Annotated in this window: 14 protein-coding genes; 12 read left to right on the top strand and 2 right to left on the bottom strand. The window is 66.0% G+C overall.

Features of this window, described 5'->3' with window-relative positions; translation table 11 throughout:
* The 6 genes from JHD67_RS19325 to nadD form a co-directional block, all read left to right on the top strand.
* Positions 1-1,474, top strand: a 1,474-nt coding sequence (locus JHD67_RS19325; RefSeq protein ID WP_199100814.1) for an MlaD family protein, incomplete at its 5' end; no start/stop codon positions are given.
* Complete coding sequence (locus tag JHD67_RS19320; RefSeq protein WP_199100813.1) at positions 1,471-2,082, top strand: PqiC family protein; 612 nt, start codon at positions 1,471-1,473, stop codon at positions 2,080-2,082. The genes JHD67_RS19325 and JHD67_RS19320, both read left to right, overlap by 4 nt.
* A 126-nt stretch (positions 2,083-2,208) precedes the next feature.
* On the top strand, positions 2,209-4,848 hold the full coding sequence (leuS, locus tag JHD67_RS19315) for a leucine--tRNA ligase (protein WP_199100815.1): 2,640 nt from the start codon (positions 2,209-2,211) through the stop codon (positions 4,846-4,848).
* Between the two features lie 5 nt (positions 4,849-4,853).
* Positions 4,854-5,417: an LPS assembly lipoprotein LptE gene (gene lptE / locus JHD67_RS19310; RefSeq protein WP_199100812.1), complete on the top strand. Its 564-nt coding sequence runs from the start codon at positions 4,854-4,856 to the stop codon at positions 5,415-5,417.
* A gap of 9 nt (positions 5,418-5,426) precedes the next feature.
* Complete coding sequence (gene holA / locus JHD67_RS19305) at positions 5,427-6,434, top strand: DNA polymerase III subunit delta (RefSeq protein ID WP_199100811.1); 1,008 nt, start codon at positions 5,427-5,429, stop codon at positions 6,432-6,434.
* Positions 6,434-7,090: a nicotinate-nucleotide adenylyltransferase gene (nadD, locus tag JHD67_RS19300; protein ID WP_199100810.1), complete on the top strand. Its 657-nt coding sequence runs from the start codon at positions 6,434-6,436 to the stop codon at positions 7,088-7,090. Before holA ends, nadD begins: the two co-directional genes overlap by 1 nt.
* Before the next feature lie 7 nt (positions 7,091-7,097).
* On the opposite strand, the gene msrB is transcribed toward nadD, so the two are convergent.
* The gene (msrB, locus tag JHD67_RS19295) at positions 7,098-7,718 is read right to left on the bottom strand and encodes a peptide-methionine (R)-S-oxide reductase MsrB (RefSeq protein WP_199100809.1); all 621 of its coding nucleotides are present in this window, start codon (positions 7,716-7,718) and stop codon (positions 7,098-7,100) included.
* A gap of 31 nt (positions 7,719-7,749) precedes the next feature.
* Positions 7,750-9,471: a cytochrome c biogenesis protein DipZ gene (locus JHD67_RS19290; protein WP_199100808.1), complete on the bottom strand. Its 1,722-nt coding sequence runs from the start codon at positions 9,469-9,471 to the stop codon at positions 7,750-7,752.
* A gap of 206 nt (positions 9,472-9,677) precedes the next feature.
* Here JHD67_RS19290 and JHD67_RS19285 point away from each other — a divergent pair, with 206 nt between their 5' ends.
* The 6 genes from JHD67_RS19285 to JHD67_RS19260 form a co-directional block, all read left to right on the top strand.
* Positions 9,678-10,259 (top strand): sigma-70 family RNA polymerase sigma factor, encoded by a 582-nt coding sequence (locus JHD67_RS19285; RefSeq protein WP_343214400.1) that lies wholly within the window; start codon positions 9,678-9,680, stop codon positions 10,257-10,259.
* 5 nt (positions 10,260-10,264) lie between these two features.
* Positions 10,265-10,924 carry an NrsF family protein gene (locus tag JHD67_RS19280; RefSeq protein WP_199100806.1) on the top strand — a complete coding sequence of 220 codons (660 nt, stop codon included), beginning with the start codon at positions 10,265-10,267 and terminating at the stop codon, positions 10,922-10,924.
* Between the two features lie 640 nt (positions 10,925-11,564).
* Positions 11,565-11,870, top strand: a complete 306-nt coding sequence (locus JHD67_RS19275) for a hypothetical protein (protein ID WP_199100805.1) — start codon at positions 11,565-11,567, stop codon at positions 11,868-11,870.
* 104 nt (positions 11,871-11,974) lie between these two features.
* Positions 11,975-13,042, top strand: coding sequence for a nitronate monooxygenase (locus tag JHD67_RS19270; RefSeq protein ID WP_199100804.1), 1,068 nt, complete (start codon positions 11,975-11,977; stop codon positions 13,040-13,042).
* 74 nt (positions 13,043-13,116) lie between these two features.
* Positions 13,117-13,509, top strand: coding sequence for a ribosome silencing factor (gene rsfS / locus JHD67_RS19265; protein WP_199100803.1), 393 nt, complete (start codon positions 13,117-13,119; stop codon positions 13,507-13,509).
* An 84-nt stretch (positions 13,510-13,593) separates the two neighbouring features.
* A partial coding sequence (locus JHD67_RS19260; RefSeq protein WP_199100802.1) for a 23S rRNA (pseudouridine(1915)-N(3))-methyltransferase RlmH occupies positions 13,594-13,875 on the top strand: 282 nt, incomplete at its 3' end.

Genomic DNA, 13,875 nt, shown 5'->3' with positions numbered 1-13,875 from the left:
TAAGACGCCGGTGAAGTTCAAGAACGTGGTGATCGGCCGGGTAACCGGTGTGCGCCTGAGCCAGGATCGTTCGCGGGTGGTGGCCAAGGTGGCGCTGGAGAAGAGCGCCGAGGGTTTCGCCACGGCCGATACGCGGTTCTGGGTGGTGCGTCCGCGCATCGGCCTGGGGGGTGTGTCGGGCATCGACACCTTGTTGTCGGGTGCTTTTATCGGCGCGGATGTGGGCCAGTCACAGGAGCCCAAGACCGACTTCACCGGGTTGGAAACACCGCCGCCGGTGACGCATGGCGCGCCGGGCAAGACCTTCAACCTGCGTGCGGACGATCTGGGTTCGCTGGATATCGGCTCGCCCGTGTACTACCGGCGTATCCAGGTGGGACGCGTGTCGTCCTATCACCTGGATCAGGATGGCAAGAGCGTAACGTTCCAGATCTTCGTGGACGCGCCCAACGATCAGTTCGTCACCACCTCGTCGCGTTTCTGGAATGCCAGTGGCGTCGATGTTTCCGTAGGCGCGGACGGGCTCAAAGTGAATACGCAATCGCTGGCCACGGTGCTGGCCGGCGGCCTGGCGTTTCAGGACCCGCCGGGGCCGCACGACGCCACGCCGGCGTCCGAGGGTGCCTCGTACACCTTGTTCAACGACCGCGCCACCGCGATGGCGCCGCCCGATGGCGAGCCGCGTTATATCCGCATGCGCTTCAATCAGTCGCTACGTGGGTTGGCGGTGGATGCGCCGGTGGAATTCCTGGGCGTGGCGTTTGGTCGCGTCGTATCGGTGAACCTGGACTTCGACGAAAGCACCCAGAGCTTCCCCACCGTAGTGGGCGCGGTGGTGTATCCCGCGCGCCTGGGCAAGGCGTATGAAAAGCTGGCTGCGCTGGCCAAGTCGCGTGGCGATGACGAGCAGATGTCGCAGATGATGGGTCGCTTGGTCGAGCATGGCCTGCGTGCCCAGGCCCGCACCGGCAATCTGCTTACCGGGCAGCTCTATATCGCCATGGATTTCCTGCCCAAGGCGCCGAAGGTGGCCTTCGATGGCAGCAGCAAGCCGCTGGAAATTCCCACCGCGCCGGGTGATTTCGAGAAGATCCAGGAGCAGCTGGCCGACATCGTGGCCAAGTTGCAGAAGGTGCCGTTCGACAGCATTGGCAAGAACCTGGATCAGTCGCTGGCCGAACTCAACGGCACGCTCAAGCAGATCAACACCAGCGTGTTGCCGGAAGTGAAGACCACCCTGCAAGGGGCGCAGCAGACGCTGGGTAGCGCCAACAATGCGTTCGCGCCCGATGCGCCGCTGCAACAGAACCTGGGCGGTTCGCTGCAGGAGCTACAACGGGCCGCGCGTTCGCTGCGCGTGCTCACTGATTATCTGGGCGATCATCCGGACGCATTGCTGCGCGGGCGTCGCGCCGACAAGCCGCTGGAGGCCCCACCGCCGCCGAGCACGCCGCCTCAAGGAAGCAAGCCATGATTCGTCCCCTCTATCTGAACCTGGGCGTGGCCCTGCTGGCGCTGGTGGCCGGCGCATGCAGCTCCGTGCAGCCCGTGCATTACTACACGCTGGTGCCCCCGGCCGGCGGTGCCGCTGAGGCGGGTGCCGCGACGGGCTTTCAGTTCGATCTGCTGCCGGTAGGTGTACCGGCACAGGTGGATCAACCGCAGCTGGTGGTGCGCCAGGGCGCGCAGGGTGTCGCGGTGCTGCAGGGTGAACGCTGGATTGCCCCGTTGGGTGATGAAGTACGCGGCGCGTTGGCGGCCGCGCTGGCGCATGAATTCCACGCCAAGGACGTGAGCGGTCTGCCCGGCCAGGGCAGTGGCACCGTGCGCATCAAGCTGGACCTGCGTCGCCTCGATTCCGTGCCGGGCGGGTATGCGTATATCGACGCGGCCTGGAGCGTGCGCTCGCTCAAGGGCGGGGATGCGCTGGCCTGCACCAGTCGCATCAACCAGACCGTGGGCGAGGGCTACGATGCCCTGGTGCAAGGCCATCAGCAGGCCATTGCGCAGCTGGCCAGCCAGGTGGGCGCGGTGGCCGCCGCGATGGCTGGCGGGACGACGGCCCATTGCCCCGCCGGTTGAGCCCGGGAATTGGCGCCGTTTTCGGCTTTTGGGCGCTGATCGAACCCCAATTCTGCTAGTCTGCCCAGTTCCCAGCTGCCACCGGAAAGGCCGGTGGCAGCCCGCAACACACATGGCGCCGGACACATGCAGGACATTCAGGATCAGGGTTCCCCCGAGGGCAACGAGCAGGGCTATCAGCCGCAGACGGTTGAAGTCGCCGCGCAGCAGTTCTGGCGCGATCAGCGCGCCTACGAGGTGAAGGAAGACCCTTCGCGGCCCAAGTTCTATTGCCTCTCCATGCTGCCGTATCCCTCGGGCGCGCTGCACATGGGCCATGTGCGCAACTACACCATCGGCGACGTGATCAGCCGCTACCAGCGCATGAACGGCAAGAACGTGCTGCAGCCGATGGGCTGGGATGCGTTCGGCCTGCCTGCCGAAAATGCCGCGATCAAGAACAAGACCGCACCGGCCAAGTGGACCTACCAGAACATCGAGCACATGCGCGGCCAATTGCAGCGCCTGGGCTTTGCCTACGACTGGACCCGCGAGTTCGCCACCTGCCGTCCCGACTACTACCGTTGGGAACAGTTGATGTTCACGCGGTTGATGAAGAAGGGCATGGCCTACCGCAAGAACGCGGTGGTGAACTGGGACCCGGTGGACCAGACCGTGCTCGCCAATGAGCAGGTGGTGGACGGCCGCGGCTGGCGTTCCGGCGCATTGGTGGAAAAACGCGAGATCCCGCAGTGGTTCCTCAAGATCACCGACTACGCGCAGGAGCTGCTCGACGGTCTGGATACGCTGCCGGGCTGGCCCGATGCGGTGAAGACCATGCAGCGCAATTGGATCGGGCGCTCCGAAGGCCTGGAAATCCACTTCGCGGTGGAAGGCGCAAGCGAGCCGCTCACGGTCTTCACCACGCGTCCCGACACCCTGATGGGCGTCACCTTTGTGTCTATCGCCGGGGAGCATCCGCTGGCGATTCAGGCCGCCAAGCGCGACGCCAAGCTGGCTGCGTTCCTCGATGAGCTCAAGCACGGTGGCGTGTCCGAGGCCGAACTGGAGACCCAGGAAAAGCGCGGCATGGCCACGGGCCTGTTTGCGATCCATCCGATCAGCGGCGAGAAGGTGCCGGTGTGGGTGGCCAACTTCGTGCTGATGGGCTACGGCACCGGCGCGGTGATGGCCGTACCGGGCCATGACGAGCGCGACTTCGAGTTCGCCCACAAGTACGGCCTGCCGATCAAGCAGGTGATTGCGGCGGGCGACGAGGCCTACGATCCGGCGCAGTGGAAGGATTGGTATTCGGACAAGACGCGCGCCGACATGCGCGTGATCCACTCCGGCGAACTGGACGGCAAGAACTATCGCGAGGCGTTCGATTTCCTTGCCAGCAAGCTGGAAGGCGAAGGCCACGGTCATCGTCGCGTGAACTGGCGCCTGCGCGACTGGGGCGTAAGCCGCCAGCGCTATTGGGGTTGCCCGATCCCGGTGATCTACTGCCCGAGCTGCGATGCGGTGCCGGTGCCGGAAAACCAGTTGCCCGTGGTGCTGCCCGAAGACGTGGCGTTTTCCGGCATGCAGTCGCCGATCAAGGCCGACCCGGAATGGCGCAAGACCACCTGCCCGCAGTGCGGTGGCCCGGCCGAGCGCGAAACCGATACCTTCGACACCTTCATGGAGTCGAGCTGGTACTACGCGCGCTACACCAGCCCGGGTGCCCACGATCAGGTCGACGAGCGCGCCAACTATTGGCTGCCGGTGGACCAGTACATCGGTGGCATCGAGCACGCCATCCTGCACCTGCTGTACTTCCGCTTCTATCACAAGCTCATGCGCGACGCCGGGCTGGTGAAGGCCGACGAGCCGGCCACCAACCTGCTGTGCCAGGGCATGGTGATCGCCGAAACCTTCTACCGCGACAACGCCGATGGTTCGAAGGACTGGATCAATCCGGCCGATGTCGAGATCGAGCGCGATGACAAGGCGCGCGTGATCGGTGCGCGTTCGAAGACGGATGGTGAGCCGGTGAAGATCGGTGGCACCGAAAAGATGTCCAAGTCCAAGAACAACGGCATCGATCCGCAGGCGATGGTGGAGAAGTTCGGCGCCGATACGGTGCGCCTGTTCTCCATGTTCGCGGCGCCGCCGGAACAGTCACTGGAGTGGAGCGATGCCGGTGTGGAAGGCATGGCGCGCTTCCTGCGTCGCTTCTGGCGCGAAGTGACCACACACGCCGCCAACCCCGATCATCCGGTGGTCGATCCGGCCGCGTTGGACGCTGGCCAGAAGGCGCTGCGTCGCCAGGTGCACGAAACCATTCAGAAGGTGAGCGACGACCTGGGTCGCCGCCACGCCTTCAACACCGCCATCGCCTCGCTGATGGAACTGCTGAACGCCCTGGGCAAGTTCCACGACCAGAGCGATCAAGGCCGCGCTGTGCGCCACGAGGCGCTGGAAGTGATGGTGCTTCTGCTCAACCCGGTAGTGCCGCATGTGAGTCATGCGCTGTGGCAGGTGCTGGGCCATGCCGAGGCGGTGCTGGAAGATCAGCCCTGGCCGCAGGCGGATAGCGCCGCGCTGGTGCGCGACTCGCTCACCCTGGCGGTGCAGGTGAACGGCAAGCTGCGTGGCACTATCGACGTGGCGGCCAATGCCTCCAAGGAAGAGGCCGAGGCGCTGGCCCGGGCCCATCCGCACGTGGTGGCCTTCCTCGAAGGCCAGACGGTTCGTAAAGTAATCGTGGTACCCGGCAAGATCGTCAACATCGTCGCAGGATGAAATCCATGAGCCGTGTGTTCAAAGCTTCGTTGCTGTTGGTGTCCTCCCTGGCCCTGGGCGCTTGCGGGTTTCACCTGCGCCAGAGCGCGGCATTGCCGCCGGCAATGAAGCAGGTGCACGTGAGCGTGCCTGGCAGCCCGGATCTGCAGCGTCGTCTGGAGCGCTCGCTGGCCGCGTCGGGCGTGACCATCGAGGACCATGCCGGCGCAGGTACCGCCGAGTTCAATGTGCCGGTGTCTTCCTTCAGCACCGATACGCTTACGGTCAGCGGTCAGGCCCAGGTCACCGAATACACGGTGCGCTACCAGGTGCAGTTCGACGTGCATGACGGCGCGGGACAGCCCTTGGTGCCGCATCAGCGCATCGATATGCAACGCGAATTCAGTTACGACGCGACCAACACCATCGGTACCCAGGCCCAGGTGGATGCCATCCACAACAGCCTGTACGACGACATGGTGCAGGCGATCCTGTTCCGCCTGGAAGCGGCGGGTAAGCATCCGGCGAAGACCGCTGCCGAGGCGGCCGCAGCCGAGCCGGCACCGGCGTCGGCCTCCAGCACGCACTGACCTGCCTGCATGCCCCTCAATGCCGTCCAATGGCAAAAGGCGCTGACGGCGGACCACCTGCGGCCGGTCTATCTGCTGGCCGGTGAGGAACTGCTGGTACTGGAAGCGGCCGACGCGCTGCGCGCCCAGGCGCGCCGGCTCGACTACACCGAGCGCGAAGTGCTCGATGTAGGCAACCACTTCGACTGGGATGACCTGGCCCGCTCGGCGGCCGGCATGTCGCTGTTCGCCACCCGCCGCCTGCTGGATCTGCGTCTGCCCACCGGGCGTCCGGGTACCGAGGGCGCCAAGGCCATCGGCGAGTTCTGCGCCAACCCGCCGCCGGACGTGACCCTGCTGATTACCGCCACCGAGTGGAGCAGCAAGCACGAAGGCGCCTGGACCAAGAATGTCGATGCTGCCGGCAGCCTTGTGGTTTTCAATGCGCCGCGTCCGAACGAATGGGCCTCGTGGATTACGGCGCGGCTGACCTCGCGCGGGCTGTCGGCCACGCCCGATGCGGCCGCCTTGCTCGCCGAGCGCGTCGAGGGCAACCTGCTCGCCGCCGCGCAGGAGATCGACAAGCTGGTGGTGTTGCACGGGCAGGGCAAGATCGATGCGGCCGAGATGGAGAACCTCGTTGCTGACAGCGCGCGCTATGACGCGTTCAAACTCACCGACGCCGCCTTCGCCGGCGATGGTGGTCGCGCCCTGCATATCCTGCATGGCCTGCATGCCGAAGGCGACGAACTGATCGCGCTGATGGGCTGGTTGGTCAATCAGCTGCAACTGGCGCTGCGCCTCGCCAACGCGCGCGATTTCGCCGCCCAGGCCAAGGCTGAGCGGCTGTGGCCTGCACGTGAGCAACTGTTTCGCAAAGCGCTGCGCCGCGCACCGCGCGAGCACTGGATGCAGTGCCTGGTGCGCGCCGCGCGCATCGATCGCATGGCCAAGGGGCGCGAACAAGGTGACCCGTGGCTGGAGGCGGAGCGGCTGATCGCCGCCATCGCCGAGCCGCGCGCCGCGCAGGCGTTGTGATGGGCCAGCCTCGTCCGCTCGCCCTGTTCGGTGGCACTTTCGATCCCGTACACCTGGGACACCTCAGCGTGGCATGGGAGGCCTCCGAACTGCTCGATGCCGAAGTGCGCCTGATGCCCGCCAGCGTGCCGCCGCATCGACCCGCACCGCTGGCGACGCCGGTTCAGCGCGTCGCCATGTTGCAGGCTGCACTGGAGCGGCAATCGCGTCTTAGCCTCGATACGCGCGAGCTTGATCGCAGCGGCGCCTCGTACACCTACGACACCTTGCGGGAGCTGCGCGCGGAACAGGGCACGCGGCCGCTGGTATTGCTGATCGGCGCGGACGCATTTGCCGGGCTGCCTAGCTGGCACCGCTGGCGTGAATTGTTTGATGTGGCGCATATCGGCGTGCTCAGTCGGCCCGGTGTCGAAGCCCGTGTGCCCGAGGCGTTGGAGCGGGAGGTTGCTCCGCGCCGCGTGAGCGAGCCCAGCGCCTTGCACGGCGTGCCTGCGGGCAAGGTAATCGAGCTGGCGGTGACACCGCTGGAGATTTCCGCCACCCGCATCCGCGAACTGTTGGCGGAAGGACGCGATCCGCGTTACCTGTTGCCCTGCGGTCTGTTCGACGACCCCGCGTTGCTGGCGCCGTACCGCGCGGCGGGGCAGTCGTCGTAAGCGTTGGTCAGGACGTGCGTGGCACGAAGCGCAGCGCCACGGAGTTCATGCAATAGCGCAGCCCTGTCGGTGGCGGGCCATCATCGAAGACGTGGCCCAGATGACTGTCGCAGCCCGCGCAGCTCACGGCGGTGCGTTCCCAGCCAAAGCTGGAGTCGCGTGTCTCGATGACATTCGGTTTGGCGATCGGCTGCCAGAAGCTGGGCCAGCCGGTGCCGGAATCGAACTGAGTGGCTGCATCGAAGAGCGCCGTGTCGCAGGCGGGGCAGCGGTAGAGCCCAGGCACGGCGGGCTTCTCATGGGCGCCACTGAACGCGCGCTCGGTACCGCTGCGGCGCATCACGTCATAGGCTTCATCGGTGAGTCGCTGATGCCATTGCGCGTCGTTGAGCACCAGCTTGCGCACATGGCATGAGCCCAGGCGATGACCGTCGTCGGCAAAGCACTCCAGCAACACGTCGCCACCCGTCGCGGCGGGCGTGGCGGCCATGGCGGTGCCGCTAGTGGCGGTGCGACGGAGCAGTTGGGGCAGCGCCAGCCAGCCCACGGCCACGGCCGCGCCGCCGGTGAGCGCCGCCCGCAGAAAGCGACGGCGCTCCAGTCGGGTGATGTCCTGCATACGGGTCATGGCAACCTCGCAGAGAGAGAAGGGAAATCGATCAGCCGAAGGTGAAGGCGTAGGCTTGTACGCCCGGATCGAGGAACGTGATTTCAAAGGTGCGCTCGCCCGTGCCTTGGGCTTGTCGCACCAGTTGGTAAAGACGCTGCGCAGTGACGGTGCCGTTGCCATCCGCGTCGATGTCCATGCCGTGATCGGCGCCCGGGGCTTTGCCGTCGATGGTGACGCGGAAGCGCACGGGCTTGCCGTCGGTATTCGGGCCGAGCACCAGGTGCAGATCGCGGCCGCGAAAGCGGTAGACGATGCGGCCGTTGGCAGCGTCCAGGTGCGCATGCTCCTCGCGCACCGTCCAACGCCCGTCGAACGCCCATTGGTTGGCCATCAACGTGGCCGGAGCGTGATAGGTCCAGGCGTCGTCGTGTGCTACCTGGCCACCGGCGAAGTTTTCTGCGCGGGCATAACCTACGTAGGTTTCCGGCGAGCGCGAGCCATCGCCCGAGCCCGCGGCTTCGGCACCCTCAGCGCCAGGCTGCACATAGCCGCCCGGTAGATCTTTCTGGCCGGCTTCGGTCAACAGCTGGCGTATTACATCCTCGCTCTGCGCGTATTCGCCTTCGCCGAAATGGTGATGACGGATGCGCCCTCGCGTATCGATGAAGTAGTGCGCAGGCCAGTATTCGTTGTTGAAGCCCTTCCAGATGGCGTAGTTGTTATCCAGCGCGACGGGATAGTTCACGCCCAGGTCCTTCACCGCGCGTATCACGTTCTGCGGCTGCTTTTCGAAGGCGAACTCCGGCGCATGCACACCGATCACCACCAGGCCGTGATCCTTGTACTTGTCCGCCCAGGCGCGCACATACGGCAACGAGCGGATGCAGTTGATGCACGAGTAGGTCCAGAAATCCACCAGCACCACCTTGCCGCGCAGCGCACTGGCGCTCAGTGGCGGCGTGTTGAGCCATTGCGTAGCGCCTTCCAGCGAAGGCAGCTCGCCTTCCACCGGCAAGGGCTCGCCGGCTTTCACTACCGGTTGCGGCGCGGGCGCGGGACGCACGGCATTGATCAGCTTCTGTTCGATGCCGCCTGTACTGGCCAGCGAAACGCGGGTGAGCAAGCCCGTGTCCAGGCCGAACGCGATCATCGCCACGCCGGCCAGCACCAATACACCCAGTGCGCGCCGCACCCACTCGCCCGCGCCGAGCGAGCGCTTCATCAGCGCAAATACGCGCCCGCCGATCACCAGCGCCAATGCCAGCGAGGTAGCCGCGCCAGCGGCATAGGTGAGCAACAGCAGGGAGGTCTGCACGCTCGCGCCGTTCAAGGCGGCCCCCGTCAGCAGCAGGCCGAGGATGGGGCCGGCGCACGGTGCCCATAGCAAGCCGGTGGCGATACCCAGGCCGGCGGCCGACCACACCGAGTCGCCCTCCGCGTCTGATCGCTGCGAAAGCCGGTTGCCGAGGGCCACGAACGGGCGGCTGATCCATTCGGCCAGATGCGTGGAAAGCAGGGTCAGGCCGAGCACCGCCAGCACCACCATCGCCACGATGCGGCCGTATTGGTTGGCGCGGATCGCCCAGCCGCCGCCCACGGCAGCCAAGGTGGCGACCAGGGCAAAGGTGAGCGCCATGCCCAGCAGCATCGGTAAGCCATTGCGCACAAAGGGGCGATCGGCCCGCGCGAATACGAACGGCAGCACCGGCAGGATGCAGGGGCTGAGGATGGTCAGCACACCACCGAGAAAAGCGAGGATCAACACAAGCATGCGGGCAACGTCCATGGTGGGTTCGAGGGAGTATTCGCCGACGGTCCCCTATCGGTTACCTGAAGAGCGGAGGTAACGCCTCGGACCGGGCCGACGAATACCAGGATGAACCTTCCCACGTTGCGCCTATGTCTCCGAGCTTGACCACTGCAGGCACGATGGTTCTAGATAGTGCTCTTCCCGTCTGGACCAGGAACCGCACTTCCGTGACCGATGCCGACCTCAGCGCCAGCGATACGCCGGAACGGCGGCGTGCGGCCTGGATGGCGGCGGCACAGGGTGGCGATCGCCTCGCTTACGAGCGGGTGCTGGGCGATTCGCTGTCGCTGATACGCGCGGCGGCGCGCCGGCAAGGCGTGTCGGTGGATCAGTTGGACGACGTGGTGCAGGAGACGCTGCTGACCGTGCACAAGGTGCGGCATACGTATGATCCGTCACGCTCCTACGATGCCTGGCTGAGCGCCATCGCGGGGCGACGCGCCATCGATGCCTTGCGCAGTCACGGTCGTCGTGGCCGGCGCGAACTGCACGACGAGCACGCTTACGACACCGTAGCGGAACTCGACGACGCCACCGCCGCCACCGAGCGGGATCAGGAGGCGCGTCGCCTGCGCGAGGCGATTGCGAGTTTGCCGCCAGGCCAGCGCGAAGCGGTCGAGCAGCTTGGGCTCAAAGAGCACTCGCTGGCCGAGGCTGCCGCGCAGACCGGGCGACAGACAGGGGCCCTCAAAGTCAATTTGCACCGCGCGATGAAGGCGTTGCGCGCCCGTTTCCACGGAGATCCCTGAGCATCATGGTCGAATCGCGACTCCCCGAGTCACTCATCCATTCGCTGGGCGCGCAGCTCACCCCGGTGCGGCGCCTGCCGCCGCCGTGGTTGCGCACGGCGGGCTGGCTGCTGGCGGTGGCAGTGATCGCGACCGGTTTGCTGCTGCATTACGGGACGGAACACATGCTGCGTCGCTGGGCGGAGGAACCGGATATTGCCCTGGCGGGTATGGGCGCCGTGGTGACTGCGGTGTGCGCGGCCTGGGCCGCCTTTGCGCTGGGCGTGCCGGGGCGTTCACCAAACTGGGCGTGGCTGCCGTTGCCGGGCCTGTTGCTGTGGGTTGGTGCCAGCGGCTTGGGTTGCCTGCGCGATCTGGTGGCGCCGATTGCGCCCGTGGCGAGCGCTCACCAGGCCGGCGATTGTCTGGTTTTCATCATCAGCTTCTCCGTACCGCTGTCGCTGCTGTTGATCGCGCTGCTGCGTCGTGCCTGTTCGCTGCGGCCGGTACGCACGGCGGTCATGATCGGCCTGGCCAGCGCGGCTGCCTCCTCCGCCTTGCTGGAGATCTGTCATGGATTCGCGGTGGCGGCCACCGATTTGCTGATGCATGCGCTCGCTGTCGGCATCGTCGTGGCGGCCAACGCCGCCATGGGGGGCCGTTTGCTGCAGCCTTCGTTGCGTTAGCCGCGATGCACGACGCGATCGGGGACGGCTCGCGGCATCGACGGCATGTGCGCTCCCTCCGGCGAGGCCTATAAGCGGCCTTCGACATGGGGCGGGGACAGCGGCACGGCCATGAGGGCGGATGCCCTGGCGCGCGGAAAGGCGTTGCAGAGATCGGATGCCGGCGTTCTGCCATCAGGGGTGTTCGTATGGCTGAGGTTGTTGCGGCGCAGCGTCACGATGCTCGGAAGCAGAGCCTGCCAGAGTGCAGTGAGGGGCAGCGGCGCACAAATCAGCGACGCCGATGCCAAGGGCACGATACATGCGCGTCATCGCGGCGCAACAAAACCCCGCGCCGGGGCGGCGAGTCGATATTGATGCTGAACGAACGTATCCGTGGCGCACATTCCCTTGGCCCGCGTGGGTATACGCTTGCCCCGATCCGAGGCGTGCCAGCAAGGGAGCATCGCTCGGTGGATGTGGCATCGCGGACCAGGGAAGGGCCGCTCGCGTCGGACTGGATGGCCGATGCGGTGTAACCGGCATCGGCGCAAGCCGGCGCCGGCTTGCGGTAGTCGCCCAGGAGGGGCGGCCACGGCAGCTCCAAAGGAAGTGCGGCAAGGCCGCACGGTTACCTCACCGTTCCAGGAGATAGGCACCTATGAAAGTTTCCCGTTACGCCGTACTCGCCTTCGCAACCGCCGTCGTCTTTGGCCTGTCCATGACGCCGGTCATGGCGCAGAGCACGACCCCGATGCAGTCCTCGCAGGACGCCAGCAAGGACGCGATGAAGTCCAGCTCGGATGCCATGAAGTCGAGTTCCGATGCGATGAAATCCAGCTCGGACGACATGAAGTCCGGTGATGCGATGAAGAGTGATGCCACCAAGTCGACCACGCATCACAGCAAGAAGCAGCACAATACCAAGAAGGCCGAACCGGCCCATGCGGGATCCACCGGTGGCTAAAGCTGCGGCTGAGCCCGCTTCAGCGGATTAACGCCAGTCTGAAATAAGCAGAGTGTCATCGGGGGCATGGTGTAATACGACGCAGTCGCTGCGGAGTTCACACCATGCCCTCCTTGTTTTTGCAGCGTCTGGGTGTTGCCCAGCCGTTGATGCTCGCGCCGATGTCGGGTGCTTCCACGCCCGCCCTGGTGGCGGCGGTATCGCAGGCCGGTGGCCTGGGATCGCATGGCGTGGGCTACCTCGCCCCGCAAGCGATCCTCGATGATGCAGCGAAGATTCGCGCGCTCACCGATCGCCCTTTCGTGTTGAATCTGTTTGTACTGCCTGACGAGTTCGATGCCGACGCGCCCTCCATCGCACTGGCGTGCGCCGCGCTGGATACCTTGATGGAGCGCGAGGGGTTGGACGTGCGCGCCCGTGTGCCGGAACACTGGGCGCCGCGGTTTTCCGATCAGTTCGCCGCGTTGTGCGAGGCGCGTCCAGTGGCGGCCAGCTTCGCCTTCAATTTGCTCAGCGAAGCACAGGTAGGCGAACTGAAGCGGCGCGACATTGCAGTGATCGGTAACGCCACCTCGCTCGCCGAGGTGCGCGCCTGGGCCGAGCGCGGCGCCGACGCCATCAGCTTGCAAGGCGCGGAGGCCGGTGGGCATCGCGGCAGCTTCCTGCATCGCCCTGAGGACGCCATGATCGGCCTGTTCGCGCTCTTGTCGCAGGCGGCGCAGGCGGTGTCTCTGCCCTTGATCGCCGGCGGGGGCATCATGAACGGCCGTGCCATGCTGGCCGCCGAAGTGATGGGGGCGACGGTAAGCCAGCTGGGTACGGCCTTCCTGGCCTGTACGGAATCGGCGGCGGCGCGGGCCTGGAAGGACGATCTCAGCCGCGCGCAAGACACCGACGTCACCACTATCCGCAGCTTCTCCGGCCGCGCTGCCCGCGGCTTGCGCAACACCTATGTGGAGGCCATGGCGGCAGTGGAATCGCGCGTGCCGGCCTACCCGATAATGAACGCCATCACGGCGCCCCTGCGGCGTGCGGCAGGGGCGGCGGGGCGAGGGGACCTGATTTCCGAATGGTGTGGGCAGGCGGTGTCACTGGTCCGGCCCATGCCCGCGGCCGAGCTGGTGGCCCGCCTCCTGGCGGAATATGCCGAGGCTCGTCACGGCCTCGCTTGACGTGGGCTTGAGGCCGGGGCGTTATACTGGCGCCGCGCGCTCCCGCGCATCGATTCATATCGAGGCAACCGCACTTGAGTCAGACCTCAGCTCGTAGCACCAAATCCGTCACCACGGCGGTCCTTCGCCAGCAAGTCATCAACGCGCTGGACGAACTGAAGGCCAAAGACGTCCGCGAAATCGACGTCCGCGGCAAAACCTCCATCGCCGATCTGCTGGTCATCGCCTCCGGCACTTCCGCGCGCCATGTCAAATCCATCGCCGATGAAGTGGTCAAGTTCGCCAAGCAGGCGGGCGTGATGCCGCTCGGCGTGGAAGGCGAGCAGGAAGCGGAGTGGGTACTGGTGGATCTGGGTGACGTGATTGTCCACGTCATGCTGCCCCGCATCCGCGAGTTCTACGGCCTGGAACGGCTGTGGACCGTAGGGGATCGCGAGATCGACGCCGAAGCCGTCAGCGCGGGTTGATCCCGTGCCACGGCGGTATCCCGCATGCGCGGCGGTTGAGGCGCGCATGGTTTCCTTTGCTGTCATTGCTGGGAGCCCTCGGTTATGCGCGCACGCCTGATCGCCGTCGGTGAGCGCATGCCCGCCTGGGTGGCGGAAGGGTTTGCCGAGTACCGCAAGCGGCTGTCGCACGAGTTGCCGCTGGAGCTGATCGAGCTCAAGCCCGGTATCCGTGGCAAGGGGCGCGACGATGCTCGCGCGATCCAGGACGAAGGCGCCGCGATTCTCGCGGCGTTGCCACGTGACATCCATGTGGTGGCGCTGGATGGGCGCGGCAAAACCTGGTCCAGCGAGGACCTCGCTGCGCAGTTGGCCAAGTGGCGCATG

Origin of the sequence: Dyella sp. ASV21 (genome assembly GCF_016428975.1) — a bacterium.
In the GTDB taxonomy this organism is placed as follows: Bacteria; Pseudomonadota; Gammaproteobacteria; order Xanthomonadales; family Rhodanobacteraceae; genus Dyella.
This window is presented reverse-complemented; position numbering and strand designations above follow the sequence as displayed.

Coding starts and splice junctions, on each gene's coding strand:
- JHD67_RS19320 (WP_199100813.1), top strand. CDS start 1,471: ATGATTCGTCCCCTCTATCTGAACCTGGGCGTGGCCCTGCTGGCGCTG.
- leuS (WP_199100815.1), top strand. CDS start 2,209: ATGCAGGACATTCAGGATCAGGGTTCCCCCGAGGGCAACGAGCAGGGC.
- lptE (WP_199100812.1), top strand. CDS start 4,854: ATGAGCCGTGTGTTCAAAGCTTCGTTGCTGTTGGTGTCCTCCCTGGCC.
- holA (WP_199100811.1), top strand. CDS start 5,427: ATGCCCCTCAATGCCGTCCAATGGCAAAAGGCGCTGACGGCGGACCAC.
- nadD (WP_199100810.1), top strand. CDS start 6,434: ATGGGCCAGCCTCGTCCGCTCGCCCTGTTCGGTGGCACTTTCGATCCC.
- msrB (WP_199100809.1), bottom strand. CDS start 7,718: ATGACCCGTATGCAGGACATCACCCGACTGGAGCGCCGTCGCTTTCTG.
- JHD67_RS19290 (WP_199100808.1), bottom strand. CDS start 9,471: ATGCTTGTGTTGATCCTCGCTTTTCTCGGTGGTGTGCTGACCATCCTC.
- JHD67_RS19280 (WP_199100806.1), top strand. CDS start 10,265: ATGGTCGAATCGCGACTCCCCGAGTCACTCATCCATTCGCTGGGCGCG.
- JHD67_RS19275 (WP_199100805.1), top strand. CDS start 11,565: ATGAAAGTTTCCCGTTACGCCGTACTCGCCTTCGCAACCGCCGTCGTC.
- JHD67_RS19270 (WP_199100804.1), top strand. CDS start 11,975: ATGCCCTCCTTGTTTTTGCAGCGTCTGGGTGTTGCCCAGCCGTTGATG.